A 21,281-nucleotide genomic window follows, 5' to 3' on the forward strand; every position below is an offset into this window, starting at 1 on the left:
CCCGGAAGCTAAGCCTTTCAGCGCCGATGGTACTGCAGGGGGGACCCTGTGGGAGAGTAGGACACCGCCGAACAATTTTTAGCCTCGGTCCCGAGTACTTAGTGCTCGGGACCGAGGCTTTTTTGCGTTCGCCTCGATAGTCGACGCGATACCCGTCCGGGGGCTGTGCACGAAAGAGGCGCCCTGGGTAAGCATGATCGAACGATGTGTCCCTGCTGCCTTGGGACCACGTCCGTAGACGGCTGCCAGGGGATCTCTACCGGGACGTCCTGCCCAGTCAGCCCGACTACTGGCCGACCAGGGAGCGGTGGGGCCAGCGGGCTCGTGCTTGTTCCTGGGAACGCATCAGGGCCAGTGTGGGCAGGCCCTGGGCCGCGCCCTGGGTGAGGAGATCGGGGAGCGCCGGGAGCGGGGCTACGGCGGCGACGTCGTCCAGGACGAGGGTCAGTGGTGGGTCGAGCCGACCGGAGGATGACCGTTCGGCCATGCGCCGGCCGTGCTCGACCACGTCTGAGGCGAGTGCGGTCAAGAGGGGCATCGCACCCGGATGGGTTCGGGGGTCCTCGATGGACTCACCCATCAGATACAGCGTTCCCCCTTCGGCGACGAATGACTCCAGTGCGAGTGTGTCGGCGCGTCCCGGATTGCAGGCGTCCCGGATGTGGATCGAGGACAGCGCGCCGAGGGCACGGGCGGTCAGCTCCTGGGCCATATCGCGGCGTTCACGGTGTGCGGTGAGCGTGGCCTCCAGCTCGCCGGCCGCGCCGCCCGCCGCCTTGGGATGCGTACGGAGGATCTTCACGGGCTCGTGGGCCGAGCTGCCCTGCGCCCAGCGGTGCACATGGCGGAACGGCCGGCCGTCCACCGCGGCGGCGTGCAGCCAGCAGCGGAGCATCGTCTCGGCGGCTTCCGCCATGGGCCGGTCCATGGCGTGCATGGGCCGTACGGGGGCGAGGAGGGCGGTCGCGCGGGCGGCCGCGATATCGCGGGAGCCGCAGTCCGACGCCGGGTTCCAGCGCAGCCGGGCGGGGGTGTCGAGCAGATGGGACGGGTCGAAGACGTGGGTGGGGCCGAGCTTGGCGCGGGCGTCCTTGGTCGTGGACCAGAGCTCGGGATCGCTGGTGATGACCAGGACGGGGCCGACGGCCTCCAGGACGGTGTGGGCCGCGGACTCGCCGCGCTGGGCACCGAAGAGGACACGGGACCGGGCCAACTCGCCGTCGGGAAGGCCGGCCGCCGTCAGCGGGTCGGTGCGGGGGGTGGGGAGCGGTTGTGCGGTCACCGGGTCGGGGTCGAGCGGGGCGTACAGACCGTCTTGGGCGGGGGGTGTGGTCGCGCCCTCCGTGGGGGCGTCCTGCGTGTGGGCTCTCTGCCCGGCGATATGGGGATGCGGCTGGTGGCCCGTCCCGGTGGCCGCTTCAGCGGCCATGGCCTTGGCCTCGTGGGTGTGACCGGCGACGGGTGCGACGAGGCCGTTGCCGGAGACCGCCTCGGCCGGGGCCGGTGCCGGGGGCCCGACCGGGTGGCCCGGAGCGGCGCTCTCGGGCCAGGAGGCGGGGGAGCCCTCAGCAGAAGGTCTGGCCGGGCCGGAGGCGGCTCCTGGGGTCGCTGGGCCGCTTCCAGGGCTTGGCGCGGGCGGAAGCGGCGCCTCGGTGCCAGGGGGCGGCTCCGGCCTCGTACCGCTGCCGGTCCCGGAGCCTTCCTCGGCGGCCCTCGCGCCCGTAAGGCCGAGTCGTTTCGCCTCCGTCGCCTTCGCGCGGGCGGTCGCGCGGTCGGCGCGGCGCTGGATGCGGACCGTCCGGTAGCGGGCCAGCGTGCCGATCACGAAGATCGTCAGCACGATCAGCACCATCAGTTCACTGATGAAGACGCCCCAGAACAGCCCGTACCCCGACAGCTGGTCCTTCGGGGTGCCGGGCCATGCCGCCGCCAGGTTCTGGGGCTCCTGCACCAGATGGCGCAGCGCCACCGGTGTCCGCATGAAGGTCAGGTTGTCCGGCCAGGCGCCGCGGGCGAAGAGCCCGGCCAGACCGGTCGCCGACCACATCAGGCCGAGCGTGCCCAGCAGGAGGCCGATGGCGCCGATCAGCAGGCCGTCCGGAATGCCGCCTTCCGCGGACGGAGGTCTTCCGTGCTCCGCGGGCCCGCCGTGGTTCTGTCCCGCTGCCATCTCACGCCACCGTGGATCCGTAGGACGGCCCGCCGTAGGTTTCCGCCTCGACCGCCGCGGCGGCTCGCTCCTCGGCCTCCGCCTCGGCCGCCATCTGGACGGCCAGTCCGTCCTCCGTCATCGCCCGGTCGGTGTAGACCAGGGGCCTCTCGGCCTCGGTGATCAGGTGTTTGACGACCTGTACGTTGCCGTTGACGTCCCATACGGCGATACCGGGGGACAGCGTCGGGATGATCTCGACGGCCCAGCGGGGCAGGCCCAGGACGCGGCCGGTGGCCCGTGCCTCGTCCGCCTTCTGGGCGTAGATCGTCCGTGTGGAGGCCATCTTGAGGATGGCCGCGGCTTCCCGGGCCGCCGCACCGTCGACCACGTCGGAGAGATGGTGGACGACGGCGACGAAGGACAGGCCGAGCCGTCGCCCGAATTTCAGCAGCCGCTGGAAGAGCTGGGCGACGAAGGGGGAGTTGATGATGTGCCACGCCTCTTCGACCAGGAAGATGCGCTTCTTACGGTCGGGACGGATCCAGGTGTGCTCCAGCCAGACACCCACGATGGCCATCAGGATCGGCATCGCGATCGAGTTGCGATCGATATGGGACAGGTCGAAGACGATCAGGGGTGAGTCCAGATCGATTCCGGCCGTGGTGGGGCCGTCGAACATACCGCGCAGATCGCCGTCGACCAGCCGGTCCAGCACCAGGGCGACATCGAGGCCCCAGGCCCGTACGTCGTCTATATCGACGTTCATCGCCGCCGCAGAGTCCGCCTCGGGGTGGCGCAGCTGCTCCACGATGTCGGTCAGCACCGGCTGGCGGTCGACGATGGTCTCGTTGACGTAGGCGTGCGCGACCTTCAGGGCGAACCCGGAGCGCTCGTCGAGCCCGTGCCCCATCGCGACCTCGATGATCGTGCGGAGCAGGGCGAGCTGACCGGTCGTGGTGATCGCCGGGTCCAGGGGGTTCAGGCGGATACCGCCGTCCAGGGCCGCCATGGGGTCGAGCCGGATGGGCGTTATTCCCAGCTCCTGGGCGATGAGGTTCCATTCGCCGACCCCGTCCTCACCCTGGGCGTCCAGCACCACCACCTGGCGGTCGCGGAAGCGCAGCTGACGCAGGACGTAGGTCTTCTCCAGGGCCGACTTTCCGTTGCCGGACTCGCCGAGCACCAGCCAGTGGGGGGCCGGCAGCTGCTGGCCGTAGAGCTGGAAGGGGTCGTAGATATAGCCCTTGCCGGAGTAGACCTCACGGCCGATGATCACGCCGGAGTCACCGAGGCCGGGGGCCGCGGTGGGCAGATAGACGGCCTGCGCCTGGCCGGTGGAGGTGCGCACGGGCAGCCGTGTCGTCTCCACCTTTCCGAACAGAAAGCTGGTGAACGCATCGGTGACGGCGCTCATCGGATCGGCCACTGCGGAGCCCCTATCGTCCCTGTCGTCCCAGTCGTCTCTATCGGCGGATGCCGGTCGCGAACGGCAACGTGTTCACAAAGGCCCGGTGGTGCTCGCGGTCGCACCACTCCAGCTTGAGATAGCTCTTCCCCGCCGAGGCCCGGATGGTCCGCTTGTCGCGCGCGAGGGCCTCCGGGGACCGCGAGGACACGGTGATGTAGCCGACGAGGTTGACGCCCGCGGCGCCGCTGGCGAGATCCTCGCCGCGCTGGTCGAGCCGGCCGTGGGCGGCGATGTCGCGCGGGTCGACGGTGCGGTTCATCTTCGCGGCGCGGCTGGCCTCGGCCTCGTCGTTGGTCTTCTCGGTGAGCATCCGCTCGATGGCGACTTCGGTGGGCTCGAGGTCCATACAGACGGCGACCGTACGGATGACATCGGGGGTGTGGACGAGCAGCGGGGCCAGGAAGTTGACCCCGACCGGCGTCATCGGCCACTCCTTCACCCAGGCCGTGGAGTGGCACCAGGGCTCGCGGGTGCTCGACTCCCGCGTCTTGGCCTGGAGGTAGGTGGGCTCCATGGCGTCCAGCTCGGCGGGCCAGGCGTTCCGCTTGGTCATCGCCTGGATGTGGTCGATGGGGTGGTCCGGGTCGTACATGGAGTGGATGAGCGACGCCAGCCGCCCCTGCCCCAGGGGCTGCCGCACCCGGATGTCGGCCTCGGCGAGCCGGGCGCAGATGTCGGTGAGCTCACGGGCCATCACCACGGCGAGGCCCGCGTCCTTGTCGAGGCGGCGGCGCCCGCCGCTGTGGCGGGTGGCGCGCGCGATGGCCTGGGCCTCGGCGGCGAGGTCGCGGGTGTAGTGCATACAGGCGACGAGATAGGCGCGGTGCTGCTCGGAGGAGGTGGAGACCATGGACTGCAGCTGGTCGTAGGAGTCCTTGAGCCAGTTGGGGGCCTGGTGGTCGCCGCGCCGCTCGACGTCCTTGGCGTGCGCGTCGGGGTCGGCGGGAAGGGTGCGGGCCAGGATCTGCAGACGGGTCACGAAACCGTCGCCGTTGGCCACATGTTTGAGCAGGGTGCCGAACCGGTCCACGAGGGCTTCCTGGTCCTCGCTGTCGCGCAGTCCGACGCCGGGGCCCTCGATCTCGATGGCGGCGGTGACGGTGCGGCGGTCGGCGTGCAGGAGCACGGCGATCTCGTCGGGGCCGAAGGGGGCGGCCAGCCAGTTGATCCGGCCGATGCCGGGGGGCGGGCCGACCTCGATCTCCCGGCCGTCGAGGCGGGTGCCTGCCTCCGCGGCGCCGGAGCGGTAGGCGGTGGTGCCCTTACGGACGCTGCGCTTGTAGGAGCGGTTGATCTCGAACCACCGGTAGAACGTCCGCCCGTTGTACGGGACGTACACGGCGGCGAGGGCGAGGGTGGGGAAGCCGACCAGGGCGACGATGCGGAACATCAGCACCTGCGCCAGCAGGCCGCACATCATTCCGATGAAGGCTCCCCCGATGATCAACGCGATCTCGCCGGTCTCGCGGTTCTTGCCGACGATCGCGTTCGGGCGGGGGCGCCCGATCAGATATGTGCGACGGGGCGCGATGGGGTGCGACTGGGCGTCGATCGTCACCGCCGGTCACCTCCCGAGTTGTTGCCGGAGCTGCGGTTCGTGGCGGAGCCGCCGCGGGAGCCTCCGGTGTGGCCGGTGCGGCTGGCGGGTGCGCCCCCGCCGCCCGAGGCTCCGCCTCCGCCGCTGGTGCGGGTGCTGTGGGCTGCCACCCCTCCGGAGACGGGGTTGGCGGGCCTGGCCTGCCCCGGGGCGCCGCCGCCCCCACCGGTCTCGCCTCCGCCGCGGGCGCTGTGGGCGTTGATGCCCTGCTTCACCAGGGCGGCGGGGGAGGTGATGACGGCGGCGGCCTGGCGGGACGCGGGGTCGGAGCTGGCGCTGCGGGCCTTGACGATCTCATCGCCGAAGCCGGGCACGAAGCGGTAGATCATCGCGCTGGCGAAGATGGCGAGGATGATGATGGACAGGCCGGAGACGACGGCCGAGAAGGCGTCGGGCTTGTCACCGGAGGTGGAGAGCGCGCCGGCGAGGGCCAGCACGATCATGATCACCGGCTTGACGAGGATCACGGCGATCATGATCCCCGCCCAGCGGCGCACATGCCCCCACATGTTCTTGTCGACGAGGCCCGAGTAGACGGCGGTGCCGAGCAGCGCGCCCACGTAGAGGAGGGCGGCGCGGATGACGAGCTCGAGGCAGAGGACGCCGGCGGCGAGGATCGTCACGAGCGAGACGACGATGAGCATGATCGGGCCGCCGCCGATGTCCTCGTCCCGCTTGAGTGCCTGGGCGAAGGAGCCGAAGAAGGCATCGTTGTCCGCACCGGTGCCGGAGGCGATGGCTTCGGTGACGGCATCGGTCGCGGTGACGACCGTATAGAGGATGAGGGGGGTGAAGGCGGAGGCCAGGACCGTCAGCCAGAGGAAGCCAATGGCTTCGGAGAGCGCCTCGCCGAGGGGGACGCCGCGGATGGCGCGCTTGGCGACGGCGAGGAGCCAGAGGATGAGGGTGAGGACGGTGGAGGCGGCGAAGACGACGGCGTACTGGCGGAGGAAGGCCTCATTGGTGAAGTCGACGGTGGCCGTCTCCTTGACCAGCTTGGAGAGCTTGCCGACGAGCCAGGAGGCGGCGTCGGCGCAGCCGCGGGCGAGGGAGGCGGCGGGGTCCAGGGGGTTGGAGGGGTCGGGGGGGCCGCCGCTCTTGTCACCCTTCTCGCAGTACTTCTTGGCCGAGCCTGTGAGTAGGTTGCAGTCGCCGTCGTCGGACGGGCTCGGCGACGGCGCGGCGACGGCCCGCGTGGCGAGGAGTGCAGCAGAGGTCTGAACCACCGCCACCGCCCCAGCGAGCGTGACGATGCGCTTGCGCGGCTTACCGGGCATACGTGAACCCTCCGTACTGCTGCACAGCCTTGGCGATCTCATCAGCCGTCGACGCGGTGTTGTCGCTGTTGACCGGGGCAGGGCCGTCCTTCTGGGAGTAGCTCTCGACCTTCCAGTCCTTGTTCACCCATCGCAGCTTGACGGTCATGGTGAACCAGTCGTTGGCTACCGGGTTCTTCGATCCTTCTCCTGCCGTTCCGAACACACCGGTGCACCAGACCTCGACGGTGGCGGCGGTATCTGTGTAAGTGCTCGTCTTTGTGCCCATAGGGGCTGCGCGCGAGACATAGGTCATGCCAGCGGCTGCGTTGCCGTTCGCGTCCAGGCCGAGCTTCACCAAGAAGCCCTTGGAATAGGCCCGGTCCAGCTTCTCCTGAAGCCTGTTCACTCTGTCGCTCGTAAAGATCTGGGAAACGAGCTGGTGACGACGATCCGACTTGGTCATGTCGGCGGATGCGAGCGCCACCGCGTAGTTCGCCGCCGCGCTCTGCGCCCCCTGCTCCGACTTGGCGAAGCCCGAGGCGATGCCCGTGGTGTTGTTCTTGCCGTCGACCGGGCGCTCGCCCGTGGGGGCGGTGGGGCGGGCTTCGGTGCCGGTGCCGCCGGTGTCGTCGCTGCTGGAGTCGCCGTCCTTGTCGCCGCCGCGGTTGACGAAGGCGATGGCCGCGAGGAGGAGGACGACGACGCTGACCACGGTGATCAGGTTGCGGCTGGGCTTGCCGGCGCGGCCGGGGGCTCGGCGGGGCGGGCCGTAGGGGTCGCCGTCGCCCTCGGGCAGGCGGGTGCGCGTCAGGTGATCTCCAGGGGCCGCGCCGCGGCCGCGGCGCGCCTCATGGCCCTCGTAGTCACCGCCGTATCCGTCGTCTCCGCCGAGACTCATCCTGCGTACGCCCCTTCACCCGTGCCGAGCCTGCCGAGCCTGCTGATCCCGCCGAGCCTGCCGGTCGTGCCGACCGCGTCATCCATGGTCCCTCTTCCGTCACCCGCATACGACGGTAACGGCGAGGACTGACGCTCGGGCGCGCTGGTGTGAGTGGACATCAAGCTGACACGTCCTCAGCGTGGTGAGCGGGAGCGGGCATCAGGGAGCAGCCTCGGGTACGGGGTGGGGGGCCGGTAGGGGGAATCGGGAGCGGGGCTTGCGGCCAGGGGTGTGCGCCCCGCGCAGGGGGGGCGGCTCGGAGGCGGGCGGGGGCGCGGCTAGATGGCCATGCCGTACACGATCGTGAAGAGGGTGCCCAGTGATCCGATGATGAACACACCGGTCAGGCCGGCGACGATCAGCCCCTTGCCCTGTTCCGCGCTGAAGGTGTCCCGCAGGGCCGTCGCGCCGATCCGCTGCTTGGCCGCGCCCCAGATGGCGATGCCGAAGCACAGCAGCAGTGCGACGGCCATCACGACCTCGATCATGACGCGGGCCTCGCTGCCCAGGCTGCCGAACGGGCCCCAGTCTGGGGCGATTCCACCGATGATGGTGTTGATGTCGCCCTTTTCGGCCGCTAGGAACATGATGAACTCACCGCCCCTTGTGGGTTGTTGTGTCCCCCCGCCGACATGGCGTGGGTCAGCCTCTATCTTCGCTGATGAATCCGCTTCCGCATGTCGACTTGGCGGCATTTCTTGGCGGATCTCGTGCGTGTTGTGGGACACGGCCGTCTGGCGGACGTGTGAGGCGTGTCAATGGAGTGTCGTATGGTCACTCTGTGTATCACGCGGGTGAGCATCGGGCAACGATCGGTGAGGGCCGGCGGTGAGGGCCGGCGGTAGGGGCCGACGCTGAGGGCCGGCGGTGAAGGTTGTCAGCGAGAGTCAGAGGGTCAGCGGTGAAGGGCCATCAGCCGCTCACTTCCCCGTGGGCTCGTCGGCCTCCGCGAGGTCGGCGAAGTCGTCGAACTCGCCCGCCTTGACGCCCTTGATGAACGCCTCCCACTTGGTCCGGGTCGTGACGACGACGGTCTCCGGGTCGTTGCTCTCGCGCATCAGGATCTGGTCGTCGGGGCCCACGGCCACCTCGAGGTAGGCGCGGCCCTCCTCGCTGTCGGCGGGTGCGGCCCGCTGCCAGTCGAGCTCTTGCCAGTCGCGCCGTGTCATCTGCGGTCCCCAGGGTCATGGTGGCTCGGACGGCTGGACTCTACGCGTTGCGCGGCCTCGCGAGAGGCGGCCGAGGCGGGGCGGTGAGGCGCGCGGGGCGGGTGGACGGCGCACAAGGGGGCGCGCGTCGGCGGCCCGCCGTATGGTTTCGGCTGGGGAGCGGCTGATTTTCGCCGTACGGACGTAAACGCGTTCGCATCGCGGGTGGATGGGGGAGGATGGCCGGGTGCGTAAGGTCTGGCTGGGTGTCAGTGTCGGTATCGGAGTCTCCTTTTCCTTCGTCGCGCTGCTCGTCGTCGGCACCTACATGGTCGCGGCGGATCTCATCGGCGGTGCGGGCGGTAAGGCCGTCGGGCTGGCGAAGGGCTCCGTTCCCTCCTCGTACGAGCCGCTGATCCAGCAGTACGGGAACTCCTGCCCCGCCATCAATCCCGCGCTCCTCGCCGCGCAGCTCTACCAGGAGAGCGGCTGGAACGCGAAGGCGCAGAGCCCGGCCAACGCCAAGGGGATAGCGCAGTTCATCCCCGCCACCTGGGCCTCGCACGGGGTCGACGGCAATAAGGACGGCGTCAGGGACATCTGGGACCCGCAGGACGCGATCCCGTCGGCGGCCGCCTATGACTGCTCGCTCGCCAAGTACGTCAAGGATGTGCCGGGCAATCAGACGCACAACATGCTGGCCTCGTACAATGCGGGCGCCTATGCCGTGATCAAGTACGGCGGGGTGCCGCCTTACCGCGAGACCCAGAACTACGTGAAGACCATCACCACCCTCGCCAAGAGCTTCGAGGCGCCGATCCAGAAGGTCCAGCCCTCCCAGCAGTCGGCCGGGGCGATCTACTTCGCGCAGAAGCAGCTCGGCAAGCCCTATCTGTGGGGCGGGAACGGCACGCCGGAGGAGGGCGGGCGGTTCGACTGCTCGGGGCTGACGAAGGCGGCGTACAAGACGGTCGGGATCGACCTGCCGCGCGTCGCCAACGACCAGTGGAACGCCGGACCCCACCCCAAGCGGAACGAGCTGCTCCCGGGGGACCTGGTCTTTTTCGCCTATGACCTCGACGACCCGAGATCGATCCACCACGTGGGGATGTACGTGGGCGGCGGTTACATGATCAACGCGCCCTACACCGGTGCGGTGATCCGTTTTGACAAGATCGACTCGCCGGACTACATCGGTGCTACACGGGTGACTCAAGATGGCGCGAAAGCGCTGCCGCGGGCGAACTCCGCGTAAGGATTCCCCCTGAGCTGCGACGATCGGTCACCCTTCGATAACGTCCCGGTGATCGTTGGGTGGAGTACGGAACCCCTGGCGAGAAGAGGGAGTTCCCTGGAGGTGGATCGGAGCGTGGATCAGCGTGGATCGACGGCGGACTCACCGGCGCCGGTCGCGATGCCACGGATCGCAAGGCATTACGGGGGGTCGGCAGCTGCACGTAGTGACAGGCAAGAGATAAGGGGCTACGGCACATGGCTGGACTCGCACTGGACGGGTCGAACCCCGATGTCAGCCTTCTCTACGACATCAACGGGCTGGCGAAGGACGCCCCCCACTGGTTCGACCGCGTCATGGAGTTCGTCGGCGAGTACGGGATCATCATCGGGCTCGCCCTGGTGACCCTGGCCGCCTGGTGGAGCGTGCGGAAGCGGCCGCAGGAGGCGCCGTCCGCCGTCGCCGGGCTGATGTGGGCTCCGCTGGCCGCCGGGCTGGCGCTGTTCGCCAACATCCCGATCCGCGGCTTCGTCGAGCGGCCGAGGCCCTTCAAGGACCACCAGGGGCTCGACGTCCTGGTGGCGGGCAAGACCGACTTCTCGTTCGTCAGCGACCACGCGACGCTGACCATGGCGGTCGCCGTCGGCGTCTTCATGGCCCACCGCGCCTACGGGGTGGCCGCGATAGGGCTCGCGCTGCTGGAAGGGTTCTGCCGCGTCTATATGGGGGTCCACTACCCGACGGATGTGATCGGCGGGTTCGCCCTGGGGACGGCGGTCACGCTGCTGCTGGCGCCGCTCGCGATGATGCTGCTGACGCCGCTGACCACGGCGATCGCGAGTTCGCGCGTCGGCCGGCTGATACGGGCCGAGGCCGCCGCCGACCAGGGCGCGGACGAGGCGTGTGCGGAGCTCTCCGAGTCCCGCTCGGCGGGCGGTGACCACGGGAACAAGGACCTGGCTGCCTAGCGGCCCCCCTACGGATGCGACGAAGGCCCGGCGGCTGCCGGGCCTTCCGTCATCTCCGGCTCCTCTCGCCCGCGAACGGCCTCACAGTGCCTGCGGGAAGTCGAAGAGCCGGTCCGGGTCGTAACGCTTCTTCAGCCGCGTCAGCTTGTCGGCGGCCGAGCCGTAGTAGGCCGAGCGCCAGTCCTTCAGCGACGCGTCCGTGTAGTTCTGGTACGCCGCCCCGGAGGCGTAGCGCCGCATCGCCGCGTGGGCCCCGTCCAGCCAGGCGTTGCCCGCGGTGCCCGAGCCGCTCGCCGCCCAGGACGCGGTGTACTGGGCGAGGAACCGCGAGCGGCGGTGGACGAAGGACGTGGTCGTGGGCGAGACCCGGTTGACCGCCCCGCCGAGCGCGGTCAGCGCGATGCTCACCGCGCCCCCGCCGCCGGTGCGCCGCCCGTAGCGCTCCATCTGGTCGAGCATCGCCCGTACGCCCGCCTGGCTCAGCGAGCGGTCGTAGAAGTCCGAGCGCGCCGCGTAGGTCTCGCGATTCAGCACCCCGGAGGCGCTGTGGCCGGGCTTGTCGCCCGGCAGATGGCAGTTGGTCGTCGAGGTGTCGCCGCAGCCCGCGTACATCCGCATGGCGTCGACGTAGCCGCGGCGGCGCAGGCTGACCTGTGTGGCCGGGCCGGGGCCGCCCGGTCCGTCGGCGAGCCGGTCCACCGCGTTCTGCAGCGCGCCGTAGGTGCCGAGCGAGAAGCAGCTGATGGAGACGGTGGGGGTGCCCCCGGGGGCGGCCGACAGATGCAGCGCCGACCAGATCTCGTCGGGCTGGTCCGGGCCCCACTTCTGCCAGGCGCTCAGCACCTTCGCCGCCTTAGACCATGGCCATGACATATAGCAAGTCACGCCGTCGGCCGCCTCATGCGTACGGAAGCGCAGTTCGGTGACGACGCCGAAGTTGCCGTTGCCCGCGCCGCGCAGCGCCCAGAACAGATCGGCCTCGCGGTTCTTGGAGACCTCGAGGGCCTTACCGTCCGCGGTGACGATCGTCGCACCCGTAAGGCTGTCGGCGGTCAGCCCGTACGCCCGGGAGACCACACCGTGGCCGCCGCCGAGGGTCAGCCCCGATATGCCGACGCTCGGGCAGGAACCGCCGGGGACGGTGACCCCGCGGGTGCCGAGCGAGGTGTAGACGTCGATGAGCTTGGCACCGCCGCCGATCCGCGCCTCGCCGGAGGTCGTACGGATCGACGAGAGCGCGGAGACGTCGATGACGAGACGGCCGTCGCCGCTCGACCAGCCGGCGTAGGAGTGACCGCCGTTGCGGATGGCGACGGGGGCGCCATGGCGGCGGGCGAAGTCCAGACAGGCGGAGATGTCCGAGGTGTTCTCTACATAGGCGACAGCGGCGGGGCGCAGATGGTCGAAGCGGGTGTTGTAGAGCCGGCTGGCGGAGGTGTAGTCGGAGTCGCCGGGGCGCACCAGGTCGCCCTGCAGGTCCTTGCCGAGCGCGCTCCAGTCGGCGGACTTCGGCTTGCCGTCGACGGCGCCGCGCCTGCCACTCGCGGAGGCCGAATGGGCGTCCGGCGCCGAGGAGGAGGCGGAGTCGGCGGAGGTCCCGTCACCGCCGGCCTTTCCCGCGTCGTCGTCGCACGCGGTGGCCCATGTGGCGGTGGCCGTCAGCCCCGTGCCCGCTGCCAGCAGTGTCCGCCGGTTCATGGCGGTGTCCCCTCCCTGTCGACGCTCTTCTCAACCGTCGACCGGGCCACTGCGAAGCCGGCCCGGTCCCTGGGTCAGAGGGAGGGACCGGGGGGTGTGGTTCCGCTCGTTGCCGAAGCGTTGTCGGGGGACGGACAAGCCCCACTAACCGGACGAGTCCGATGAATCGCTTGTGTCGGACGGGGAGTGACGGGCCGTCGCATGAGCCGCCGCGTCGTCGCGTGCGATGCCTCTGGCGCGACGGGCCGGGCCGTACCAGCCGCAGGTGCAGCGCGCGATGGAGAAGGAGCCCTTCTCCACGGTGGTGGTGCGGTCCTGGCCGGGGCCTATGTCGCCTGAGTCGAGCACATGACCACGCTACCGGGCCGTGACGAGCCACCGGTGCTGATCGTTAAACGAACAAGTATCAAGCGTGGACGAGCGTGGCCAGGGGGTCGGCGGTCGATGGAGTTCCAGCAGCGCGGGCTCGGCGTACGGAGACGGGTGAGAGCGGTCGCCGGTGCCGTGTCGGGCGGCCTGCTGGCCATGTCGCTGGCGACCGTCAGCGGCTGTTCCACCGAGACGGCGGCCGATGAACGTCCCGGCGGCACGGCGCGGGAGAGCGCGGTCACGGCGCTGCACCGGGCCGCGGACGTGCTGGTCAGATCGGGCAGCTCACGGGTCCGCACCACCATGGAGACGGCGACGGGCGGCACCCGCGTGTCCATCCGCGGCAGCGGTGCGTACGACTTCGAGAAGCGGCTGGGTCGGCTGCGGCTGCTGCTGCCGAGGGACGCGATGGGGGCCGCCGAGCATGCGCCGATCACCGAACTCCTGGCCTCCGGAGCGCTTTTCATGCGCAATCGCGGGGCAGGCATTCCCCGTGATAAGTGGGTACGGGTGGATACGACGGACATTCCCGATGGCAATCTCGTCACGGGCGGGGCCACGGATCCGCTGACCGCCGCCGAACTGCTGCGCGGGGTACGGAAGGCCAGCCTGGTCGGCGAGGAGGGGCTCGACGGGGATCTGGTGCGCCACTATCGCGGCATCATCGACATCGGCCGCGCGGCCCGGCTCGCGTCGGAGGGCGCGCGGGGGTCGCTGGTGGCCGCGGCGAGGGGGTTCGACGAGAGCACCGTGACCTTCGACGCGTATCTCGACGGGCTCGGCCGGCTGCGCGAGGTACGGCACCGGTTCACGGTGACCAGCCGGACCGACGGCCAGGAGGCGACGGCGGGCCCGGACGCCGCCCGGCGGCGCGGTGCGGCGGGGGTCGCCTCGACGACGGAGCTGTACGACTTCGGGGCGCCTGCCGTGGTCGAGCTCCCCAAGCCCACGGATATCTACACAGGAAAGGTCGGATCACCTCAGAAGTAGTCGGAGGGGCCCGCTTTGCCCTTCGAAATGGCCCATCCGTGCCATGCGCGGAGTGTGTACCGATCCCTACGCTGGGAAGCCGCTGCTCGAAAGTGCTCGCAGGTGCTCGCTGGAGGAGGTGAAACACGTGGTTGCGCGTCGCGGCTCGTCGGGCCCGGACCCCGTGGCCCTCGTCGAAATCGATCTCTATGGTGACTTGATGATCGCTGCGTCGAGCGCGGACGAGGACAGGCTCAGTACGGACCGTATCGACGAGGTGCTCCGGGTGCAGGCCGACCGATCAGATTCGGCCGAGGGGGCCGAGGGCGTTAATGGCGCCAAGGGTGCCAATGGCGTCAATGGTGTCAAGCGGACCAAGGGTGCCGAGAGCACCCATAGCGCTGACCGCGCCGAGGACGCAGAGGGTGCCGAGGAATCGACGGGAGCCCCGGAGGCCGGGAGCCCGGACGTCCCGTAATGGAGTCGTCGTCTCGCCGGCGGGCGCCCAGCGGCCCCGTCCGGCGAGCGGCCCCGGCCAGGGAAGTCCCCGTCTGGTGGCGGCCCCATTGTGGCGAGGGCCATTCCGGCCAGGGCGCCGTCCAGCGAGGCAGTAGCGATATCCACACCCGGTGGCGGTCATGCCCACGCTCGCGACGGGGTGGGACCGGACGGGCCGTGCCGGTGCGAGCTCAGGTCCGCAACAGCCGGGCGATGGCCGCCGTGGCCTCGGCCACCTTGGCGTCGACCTCGCTCGTGCCCTCCGTCTCGCCCTGGGCGGCGCTCTCCACGGCCGCGCTGGCGACGCAGTGGCGCAGATGCTCCTCGAGCAGCTGGAGGGCGAAGGACTGGAGCGCCTTGGTGCCGGCCGAGACCTGGGTGAGTATGTCGATGCAGTAGACGTCTTCCTCGACCATCCGCTGCAGTCCCCTGATCTGGCCCTCGATCCGGCGCAACCGCTTGAGGTGCTGATCCTTTTGTTTGGCGTATCCATGGCCGCCGTGGGGTACGGACTCCTGGGCGGAAGTATGCCCGGACGTCTGGCCCCGCTCGGCGCCGTCGGTGGGCGCGGTGGTGTCGGCTGCCGTGGTCGTCATGGCGTCCTCCCGTTGATTACGCAATGTCCGCATATACCCCCAGTGGGTATATGGTACCGGCTTTTCTGGTCGAACCGGGCCCCCGTGCTGAGCACTCTGCCCGATGGGCGACACTGGGATCGCCGGTTACCGTGGCCGGAAGATGCGCCTAGCATCGACGAGTCCCCATCCGCTGCATCCGAGGATCCCCAGTGCGCTTTCGTCTGACCCCCAGGGAGACGAGCTTTTACGACATGTTCGCCGCGTCCGCGGACAACATCGTGACCGGCTCCAAGCTCCTGATGGAACTGCTCGGGGCGGACTCCTCCGCTCGTGCCGAGATCGCGGAGCGGATGAGGGCCGCGGAGCACGCGGGGGACGACGCCACACACGCGATCTTCCACCAGCTGAACTCCTCCTTCATCACGCCGTTCGACCGTGAGGACATCTACCGCCTGGCCTCGTCCCTCGACGACATCATGGACTTCATGGAGGAGGCCGTCGACCTGGTCGTCCTCTACCAAGTCGACGAGCTGCCCAAGGGGGTCGAGCAGCAGATCGAGGTGCTGGCGCGGGCGGCCGAGCTGACCGCCGAGGCGATGCCGAATCTGCGCACCATGACCAACCTCACCGAGTACTGGATCGAGGTCAACCGGTTGGAGAACCAGGCGGACCAGATCCACCGCAAGCTCCTGGCCCACCTCTTCAACGGTAAGTACGACGCCATAGAGGTGCTCAAGCTCAAGCAGATCGTCGATGTGCTGGAGGAAGCGGCCGACGCCTTCGAGCACGTGGCCAACACGGTCGAGACCATCGCCGTCAAGGAGTCCTGAGCCCGGGCATGGACACCTTCGCGCTTGTCGTGACCATCGCGGTCGCGCTCTTCTTCACCTATACCAACGGCTTCCACGACTCGGCCAACGCCATCGCGACCTCGGTCTCCACCCGGGCGCTGACCCCCAGGGCGGCGCTCGCGATGGCCGCCGTGATGAACCTCGCGGGTGCCTTCCTCGGCAGCGGTGTCGCCAAGACCGTCAGTGAGGGCCTGATCGCCACCCCCACCGGTGACCAAGGCATGATGATCTTGTTCGCCGGGCTGGTCGGCGCGATCACCTGGAACATGGTGACCTGGTACTACGGTCTGCCGTCCTCCTCCTCGCACGCGCTGTTCGGCGGGCTGGTCGGCGCGGCGCTCGCGGGGGCGAGCACGGTCCACTGGGACGGGGTGCTGGAGAAGATCGTCATCCCGATGGTCCTCTCTCCCATCGTCGGCCTGGTGCTGGGCTACTTCGTGATGGTGATCATCCTCTGGCTGTTCCGCCACGCGAACCCGCACAAGGCCAAGCGCGGCTTCCGGATAGCCCAGACCGTCTCGGCGGCGGGCATGGCGCTCGGCCACGGTCTCCAGGACGCCCAGAAAACCATGGGTGTCGTGGTGATGGCCCTGGTCATCGGGGGTGCCCAGGACGAAGGCGACGCGATTCCGGTGTGGGTGAAGATCTCCTGCGCCGCGATGCTGTCGCTCGGCACCTACGCGGGCGGCTGGCGCATCATGCGCACGCTGGGACGGCGGATCATCGAGCTGGACCCGCCGCAGGGGTTCGCGGCGGAGACCACGGCGGCCGGGGTCATGTACACGGCGTCGTTCATGTTCCAGGCGCCCATCTCGACCACCCATGTGATCACGTCGGCGATCATGGGCGTGGGGGCGACCAAGCGGGTGAGCGCGGTCCGCTGGGGGGTCGCGAAGAACATCATCCTCGGCTGGTTCATCACCATGCCCGCCGCGGCCGGAGTCGCCGCGCTCAGCTACTGGATCGTCAACCTGGCCTTCGGCTGAACCGCCGTACGTTCGGCCGGTGCGGTCGTCGTAACTGCTCCGGCCGATCGCCGTAGGCAGATACACGAAGCAGATACACGAAGCAGATAGACAAGAGCGGGCCCGCCCCCGGGAGCCAGGGGCGGGCCCTTCGTCTTGCGGTGGCACCGCCATGCAGCACCGCAGGACGTTCTGTCCTCGCCGATAGTGCGGCGAGGAGCCTGGTCACCCGAAGCGGCCCGAGATGTAGTCCTCGGTCGCCTGCACCGACGGGTTGGAGAAGATCCGCTCGGTCTCGTCGATCTCGATGAGCTTGCCGGGCTGGCCGACGCCGGCCAGGTTGAAGAAGGCCGTACGGTCCGAGACGCGCGCCGCCTGCTGCATGTTGTGCGTCACGATGACGATCGTGAAGCGCTGCTTGAGCTCGCCGATCAGGTCCTCGATGGCGAGCGTCGATATCGGGTCGAGCGCCGAGCAGGGCTCGTCCATCAGCAGCACATCGGGCTCGACCGCGATGGCGCGGGCGATGCACAGCCGCTGCTGCTGACCACCGGAGAGGCCGGCACCCGGCTTGTTCAGCCGGTCCTTGACCTCGTTCCACAGGTTGGCGCCCTTGAGGGACTTCTCGACGACGGCCTCGAGCTCGCTCTTCCGGTACGAGCCGTTGAGCTTCAGCCCGGCGGCGACGTTCTCGAAGATGGACATCGTCGGGAACGGGTTGGGGCGCTGGAAGACCATGCCGACCGTGCGGCGCACGGAGACCGGGTCCACGCCCGAGCCGTAGAGGTTCTCGTCGTCGAGCATCACCTTGCCCTCGACGCGGCCGCCGGGGGTGACCTCGTGCATCCGGTTGAGGGTGCGCAGGAAGGTCGACTTGCCACAGCCCGACGGGCCGATGAAGGCGGTCACCGAGCGGGGCTCGACCGTCATCGAGATGTCCTCGATGGCTTTGTGGGTGCCGTAGTAGGCCGTCAGCCCGCTGACGTCGATGCGCTTGGCCATGTGAATCACTTCTCTTCTTCTCGGCCTCAGCGGCCGGACTTCGGGGCCTTCCAGCGGGCGATGCCGCGGGCCACCAGGTTCAGGATCATGACGAAGGCGATGAGCACGAGCGCCGCGGCCCAGGCCCGGTTGAAGGAGGCATCGTTGCCGAGCTGCCACTGCTCGTAGATGTAGTACGGCAGCGACGACTGGGCGCCTTCGAACGGGTTGTTGTTGATCCCCGTGGCACCGAAGACCAGCAGCACGATGGGGGCGGACTCGCCGGCGATACGGGCGATCGCGAGCATCACACCCGTGGTGATTCCGCCGATCGCGGTGGGCAGCACCACCTTGAGGATGGTGCGCCACTTGGGCACGCCGAGCGCGAGGGACGCCTCACGCAGCTCGTCCGGGACCAGCTTGAGCATTTCCTCGGTCGAGCGGACGACGATCGGCATCATCAAGATGGCCAGCGCCATGGCACCGGCGAAGCCCGAGTAGCTGAAGCCGAGAATGATGATCCAGAAGCTGAGGATGAACAGACCGGCGACGATCGAGGGGATACCCGTCATCACGTCGACGAAGAAGGTGACGGCCTTGGCCAGCCGGCCGCGGCCGTACTCCACCAGGTAGATGGCGGTCAGCAGGCCGATCGGAACGGCGATGAGCGCGGCGAGACCGACCTGCTCCAGGGTGCCGATGATCGCGTGGTACGCGCCACCGCCAGGCAGGATCGTCTGCACGCCCTCCATGGAGTGGCCCAGGAAGTAGCCGTCGAGCACCGTCCGGCCCCGGTCGATGGTCTCCCAGAGCAGGGAGAGCAGCGGGATGACGGCGAGCAGGAAGCAGACCCAGACCAGGCTGGTGGCCAGCCGGTCCCTGGCCTGCCGGCCCCCCTCGACCACGGCGCCGAGGACGTACGAGGCGATGATGAACACCAGGGCGGCGAACAGGCCCCACTGGAGCGGATTGCCCATTCCCAGGGCGGTGCCGATGCCCGCTCCCACTGCCGCCGAGCCGACGACCAGGGCGTACGGGGTCCACCGCGGCAGCCGGGCCTGCTGGAGGCTCGACGCGCCGTGCGCGCCTTTACTGACGACTGCGTTACTCATGCCGTGCCCCTTACGTTCGCTCCGCTGCGCCAGCAGTTGATGTGACTGTCGCCCGCGCGGCGCAGAGGTGCGGCTTTCGTCGTCTTCTGCGGCCCGGTGGCCGCGCGTGCGTCGCTCATGCCGCGGTCCCCGAGTACTCCTTGCGGCGGGCGATGATCATTCGCGCGGCGCCGTTCACCAGCAGGGTGATGACGAACAGCACGAGACCGGAGGCGATCAGCGCGTCGCGGCCGTCGTTACCGGCTTCCTTGAAGCGGCTGGCGATGTTCTGGGCGAAGGTGCCGCCGCCCGGGTCCAGAAGGCTGGTCTCGATCAGGAAGTTGGGGGACAGCACGGTGGCGACCGCCATGGTCTCGCCCAGCGCGCGGCCGAGGCCCAGCATCGAGGCGCTGATGATGCCGGAGCGGCCGAAGGGGAGGACCGACATCCGGATGACCTCCCAGCGGGTCGCGCCGAGCGCCAGCGCCGCCTCCTCGTGCATCTTCGGGACCTGCCGGAACACCTCGCGGCTCACGCTGGTGACGATCGGCAGGATCATGATCGCCAGCAGGATGCCGACAGTGAACAGGGAGCGCGCGGCGCCGCCCTGGTAGCTGAAGATCCCGGTCCAGCCCAGGTAGTCGTCGAACCAGGTGTACAGCCCGGTCAGATGCGGGACGAGGAAGAGCGCGCCCCACAGGCCGTAGACGATGCTGGGGACCGCGGCGAGCAGGTCGATGACGTAGGCGACCGGAGTGGCCAGCCGGCGCGGGGCGTAGTGCGAGATGAACAGCGCGATGCCCACCGCGACCGGGACCGCGATGACCATGGCGATGATCGAGCTGACGACCGTGCCGTAGGCGAGGACGGCGATGCCGAAGCGCATCGGCGAGGAGCCGGTGTTCCACTCGAAGTACGTGAGGAAGTTGGCCTCGTCCTTGGAGATCGCGATGGCGGCGCGGTAGGTGAGGAAGGCCGCGATGGCCGCCATGATCACCAGCAGAGCGATACCGGAACCCCGCGAGAGGCCGAGGAAGATCTTGTCACCGGCGCGGCCGGTGGAGCGGGTCTTGACCTTGGGTGGTGACCCGGCGGCTGATGATGTGGGTTCTATGTCCGTTTTCATGAGTTCTCCGGTCTGCGGAGCCTGATGCGGATGAGGCTCCTGGTGCGGCGGTGCACCGGACAATGCGGCTGACTCCGCCGCGGCGATCGCCGCGGCGGAGTCAGCCGCACTCGGGTCAGGAGAGGCTCTTGACGCTCTCGCGGACCTTGTTGGCGATCTCGGTCGGGAGCGGGGCGTAGCCGAGCTCCTTGAGGGAGGTCTGGCCGTCCTCGCTGGCGACGTAGGTCAGGAAGGACTTGGTCGCGGCGAGGGTGCTTGCCTTGTTGCCCTTGTCACAGGCGATCTCGTAGGTGACCAGGGTGATCGGGTAAGCGTCGTCCGCCTTGGTGTCGTACGCCAGGTCGAGGGCCAGGTCGCTGCCGGTGCCCTTGATCTTGGCCTCGGAGATGGCCTTGGAGGCGTTCTCGACGGTGGCCTGCACCGGGGCGGAGGCGCCGGTGTCCAGGTCGACGGTCTTGATGCTGTTCGCGGTCGCGTAGGACAGCTCGAAGTACGAGATCGCGCCCGAGACCTGCTTGACCTGCGAGGAGACGCCGGAGGAGCCGTCGGCCGACTGGCCGCCGTCGCCCTCCCACGCCTTGCCCGGCTCGTGCGGCCACGCCTTCGGGGCGGCGGCCTTGAGGTACTTGGTGAAGTTGTCCGTGGTGCCCGACTCGTCGGAGCGGTGGAACGCCTGGATCTTGAGGCTCGGGAGCTTCGCGTCCTTGTTCAGCGCCTTGATCGCGGGGTCGTCCCACTTCTTGATCTCGGAGTTGAAGATCTTGGCGAGGACGTCGGCGTTCAGCGTCAGCTTGTCGACGCCGGGCACGTTGAAGCCCACGGCGATCGGGCCGCCGACCATCGGCAGGTCAATGGCCTTGCCGCCCTTGCAGATCTTCTCGGAGGACTTGACCTCTTCGGGCTTCAGCGCCGAGTCGGAGCCCGCGAAGGCGGTCTTGCCCTGCAGGAACTCCTGGATGCCCGCGCCCGAGCCGGTGGCCTTGTAGTTGAGCTTGGTGTCCTTGCAGGCGGCGCCGTAGGTCTTGATCCACAGGTCCATGGCGTTCTTCTGCGCGGACGAGCCCGAGGCCAGCAGCTGCCCCTTGCCGTCGCACTTGATGTTGGAGGCGGCCTTGGAGCCGCCGCCCGAGTCGCTGTTGTCGTCGGAACCGCACGCCGTGAGGACAAGGACGCCGGAGACAGCAAGGGCACCGGCGGTGATGGCGCGAAGCCGGTTCTTGCGCTGAAGCTTCACTTTCAGGAGTTCCTTCCAGGAGCCGCCGGTTGGGGGACGGCGCGCGAGATTGGGTGGAGCGCACTTGGTGCGGCGTGCGCCGGAGCCGTACTCGGCTCACGCTCAGTAGGGCCGAAAGTAGGCAGATCAGGTGAAGCGGCCTGAGGGGGTGAGTT

Annotated in this window: 21 protein-coding genes; 6 read left to right on the plus strand and 15 right to left on the minus strand. The window is 69.1% G+C overall.

What is annotated here, in order from left to right:
• Positions 1-286 precede the first annotated feature (286 nt).
• From ACFYOY_RS39810 to ACFYOY_RS39840, 7 genes are all read right to left on the minus strand, one after another.
• Positions 287-2,170, minus strand: coding sequence for a hypothetical protein (locus ACFYOY_RS39810; RefSeq protein WP_388592546.1), 1,884 nt, complete (start codon positions 2,168-2,170; stop codon positions 287-289).
• A 1-nt stretch (position 2,171) separates the two neighbouring features.
• Entirely contained in the window at positions 2,172-3,566 is a 1,395-nt protein-coding gene (locus tag ACFYOY_RS39815; RefSeq protein ID WP_388592665.1) for an ATP-binding protein, read from the minus strand.
• A 49-nt stretch (positions 3,567-3,615) separates the two neighbouring features.
• The gene (locus ACFYOY_RS39820; protein ID WP_388592668.1) at positions 3,616-5,172 is read right to left on the minus strand and encodes an SCO6880 family protein; all 1,557 of its coding nucleotides are present in this window, start codon (positions 5,170-5,172) and stop codon (positions 3,616-3,618) included.
• A gap of 2 nt (positions 5,173-5,174) precedes the next feature.
• Positions 5,175-6,494: a hypothetical protein gene (locus tag ACFYOY_RS39825; RefSeq protein WP_388592549.1), complete on the minus strand. Its 1,320-nt coding sequence runs from the start codon at positions 6,492-6,494 to the stop codon at positions 5,175-5,177.
• Positions 6,484-7,374: a hypothetical protein gene (locus ACFYOY_RS39830; RefSeq protein ID WP_388592552.1), complete on the minus strand. Its 891-nt coding sequence runs from the start codon at positions 7,372-7,374 to the stop codon at positions 6,484-6,486. Before ACFYOY_RS39830 ends, ACFYOY_RS39825 begins: the two co-directional genes overlap by 11 nt.
• A 320-nt stretch (positions 7,375-7,694) precedes the next feature.
• The gene (locus ACFYOY_RS39835) at positions 7,695-8,003 is read right to left on the minus strand and encodes a hypothetical protein (RefSeq protein ID WP_009716148.1); all 309 of its coding nucleotides are present in this window, start codon (positions 8,001-8,003) and stop codon (positions 7,695-7,697) included.
• A 333-nt stretch (positions 8,004-8,336) separates the two neighbouring features.
• The gene (locus tag ACFYOY_RS39840; RefSeq protein ID WP_388592555.1) at positions 8,337-8,585 is read right to left on the minus strand and encodes a DUF397 domain-containing protein; all 249 of its coding nucleotides are present in this window, start codon (positions 8,583-8,585) and stop codon (positions 8,337-8,339) included.
• Positions 8,586-8,811: 226 nt separating this feature from the next.
• On the opposite strand from ACFYOY_RS39840, the gene ACFYOY_RS39845 reads away from it, so the two are divergent.
• Positions 8,812-9,819 (plus strand): bifunctional lytic transglycosylase/C40 family peptidase, encoded by a 1,008-nt coding sequence (locus ACFYOY_RS39845; RefSeq protein ID WP_014053891.1) that lies wholly within the window; start codon positions 8,812-8,814, stop codon positions 9,817-9,819.
• A 236-nt stretch (positions 9,820-10,055) separates the two neighbouring features.
• Positions 10,056-10,766 carry a phosphatase PAP2 family protein gene (locus ACFYOY_RS39850; RefSeq protein WP_351901144.1) on the plus strand — a complete coding sequence of 237 codons (711 nt, stop codon included), beginning with the start codon at positions 10,056-10,058 and terminating at the stop codon, positions 10,764-10,766.
• An 81-nt stretch (positions 10,767-10,847) separates the two neighbouring features.
• On the opposite strand, the gene ACFYOY_RS39855 is transcribed toward ACFYOY_RS39850, so the two are convergent.
• Positions 10,848-12,464, minus strand: a complete 1,617-nt coding sequence (locus ACFYOY_RS39855; protein WP_351901142.1) for an FAD-binding oxidoreductase — start codon at positions 12,462-12,464, stop codon at positions 10,848-10,850.
• 144 nt (positions 12,465-12,608) lie between these two features.
• Complete coding sequence (locus ACFYOY_RS39860; protein ID WP_351901140.1) at positions 12,609-12,812, minus strand: hypothetical protein; 204 nt, start codon at positions 12,810-12,812, stop codon at positions 12,609-12,611.
• Positions 12,813-12,908: 96 nt separating this feature from the next.
• Between ACFYOY_RS39860 and ACFYOY_RS39865 the strand changes: the two genes are divergently transcribed.
• Entirely contained in the window at positions 12,909-13,823 is a 915-nt protein-coding gene (locus tag ACFYOY_RS39865) for a hypothetical protein (protein ID WP_351901138.1), read from the plus strand.
• A gap of 199 nt (positions 13,824-14,022) precedes the next feature.
• The gene (locus ACFYOY_RS39870) at positions 14,023-14,280 is read left to right on the plus strand and encodes a hypothetical protein (RefSeq protein WP_388592677.1); all 258 of its coding nucleotides are present in this window, start codon (positions 14,023-14,025) and stop codon (positions 14,278-14,280) included.
• Positions 14,281-14,491: 211 nt separating this feature from the next.
• On the opposite strand, the gene ACFYOY_RS39875 is transcribed toward ACFYOY_RS39870, so the two are convergent.
• Complete coding sequence (locus tag ACFYOY_RS39875) at positions 14,492-14,896, minus strand: metal-sensitive transcriptional regulator (RefSeq protein ID WP_351901136.1); 405 nt, start codon at positions 14,894-14,896, stop codon at positions 14,492-14,494.
• A 191-nt stretch (positions 14,897-15,087) separates the two neighbouring features.
• On the opposite strand from ACFYOY_RS39875, the gene ACFYOY_RS39880 reads away from it, so the two are divergent.
• Both ACFYOY_RS39880 and ACFYOY_RS39885 read left to right on the plus strand, forming a co-directional pair.
• Positions 15,088-15,708 (plus strand): DUF47 domain-containing protein, encoded by a 621-nt coding sequence (locus tag ACFYOY_RS39880; RefSeq protein WP_078642726.1) that lies wholly within the window; start codon positions 15,088-15,090, stop codon positions 15,706-15,708.
• A gap of 8 nt (positions 15,709-15,716) precedes the next feature.
• Positions 15,717-16,715, plus strand: a complete 999-nt coding sequence (locus ACFYOY_RS39885; RefSeq protein ID WP_351901134.1) for an inorganic phosphate transporter — start codon at positions 15,717-15,719, stop codon at positions 16,713-16,715.
• A 204-nt stretch (positions 16,716-16,919) separates the two neighbouring features.
• On the opposite strand, the gene pstB is transcribed toward ACFYOY_RS39885, so the two are convergent.
• From pstB to pstS, 5 genes are all read right to left on the minus strand, one after another.
• Positions 16,920-17,696, minus strand: a complete 777-nt coding sequence (gene pstB / locus ACFYOY_RS39890) for a phosphate ABC transporter ATP-binding protein PstB (RefSeq protein WP_351901132.1) — start codon at positions 17,694-17,696, stop codon at positions 16,920-16,922.
• A 26-nt stretch (positions 17,697-17,722) separates the two neighbouring features.
• Positions 17,723-18,787, minus strand: a complete 1,065-nt coding sequence (gene pstA, locus ACFYOY_RS39895; protein ID WP_351901130.1) for a phosphate ABC transporter permease PstA — start codon at positions 18,785-18,787, stop codon at positions 17,723-17,725.
• Positions 18,784-18,906 carry a hypothetical protein gene (locus tag ACFYOY_RS39900; RefSeq protein ID WP_388592564.1) on the minus strand — a complete coding sequence of 41 codons (123 nt, stop codon included), beginning with the start codon at positions 18,904-18,906 and terminating at the stop codon, positions 18,784-18,786. The genes pstA and ACFYOY_RS39900 overlap by 4 nt, the downstream gene beginning before the upstream one ends.
• Complete coding sequence (gene pstC / locus ACFYOY_RS39905) at positions 18,903-19,892, minus strand: phosphate ABC transporter permease subunit PstC (RefSeq protein ID WP_351901128.1); 990 nt, start codon at positions 19,890-19,892, stop codon at positions 18,903-18,905. The genes ACFYOY_RS39900 and pstC overlap by 4 nt, the downstream gene beginning before the upstream one ends.
• A 115-nt stretch (positions 19,893-20,007) precedes the next feature.
• Positions 20,008-21,126, minus strand: coding sequence for a phosphate ABC transporter substrate-binding protein PstS (gene pstS, locus ACFYOY_RS39910; RefSeq protein WP_351901126.1), 1,119 nt, complete (start codon positions 21,124-21,126; stop codon positions 20,008-20,010).
• Positions 21,127-21,281: the final 155 nt, after the last annotated feature.

The sequence above is a fragment of the Streptomyces sp. NPDC007875 genome, assembly GCF_042868035.1.
GTDB lineage: Bacteria > Actinomycetota > Actinomycetes > Streptomycetales > Streptomycetaceae > Streptomyces > Streptomyces antimycoticus.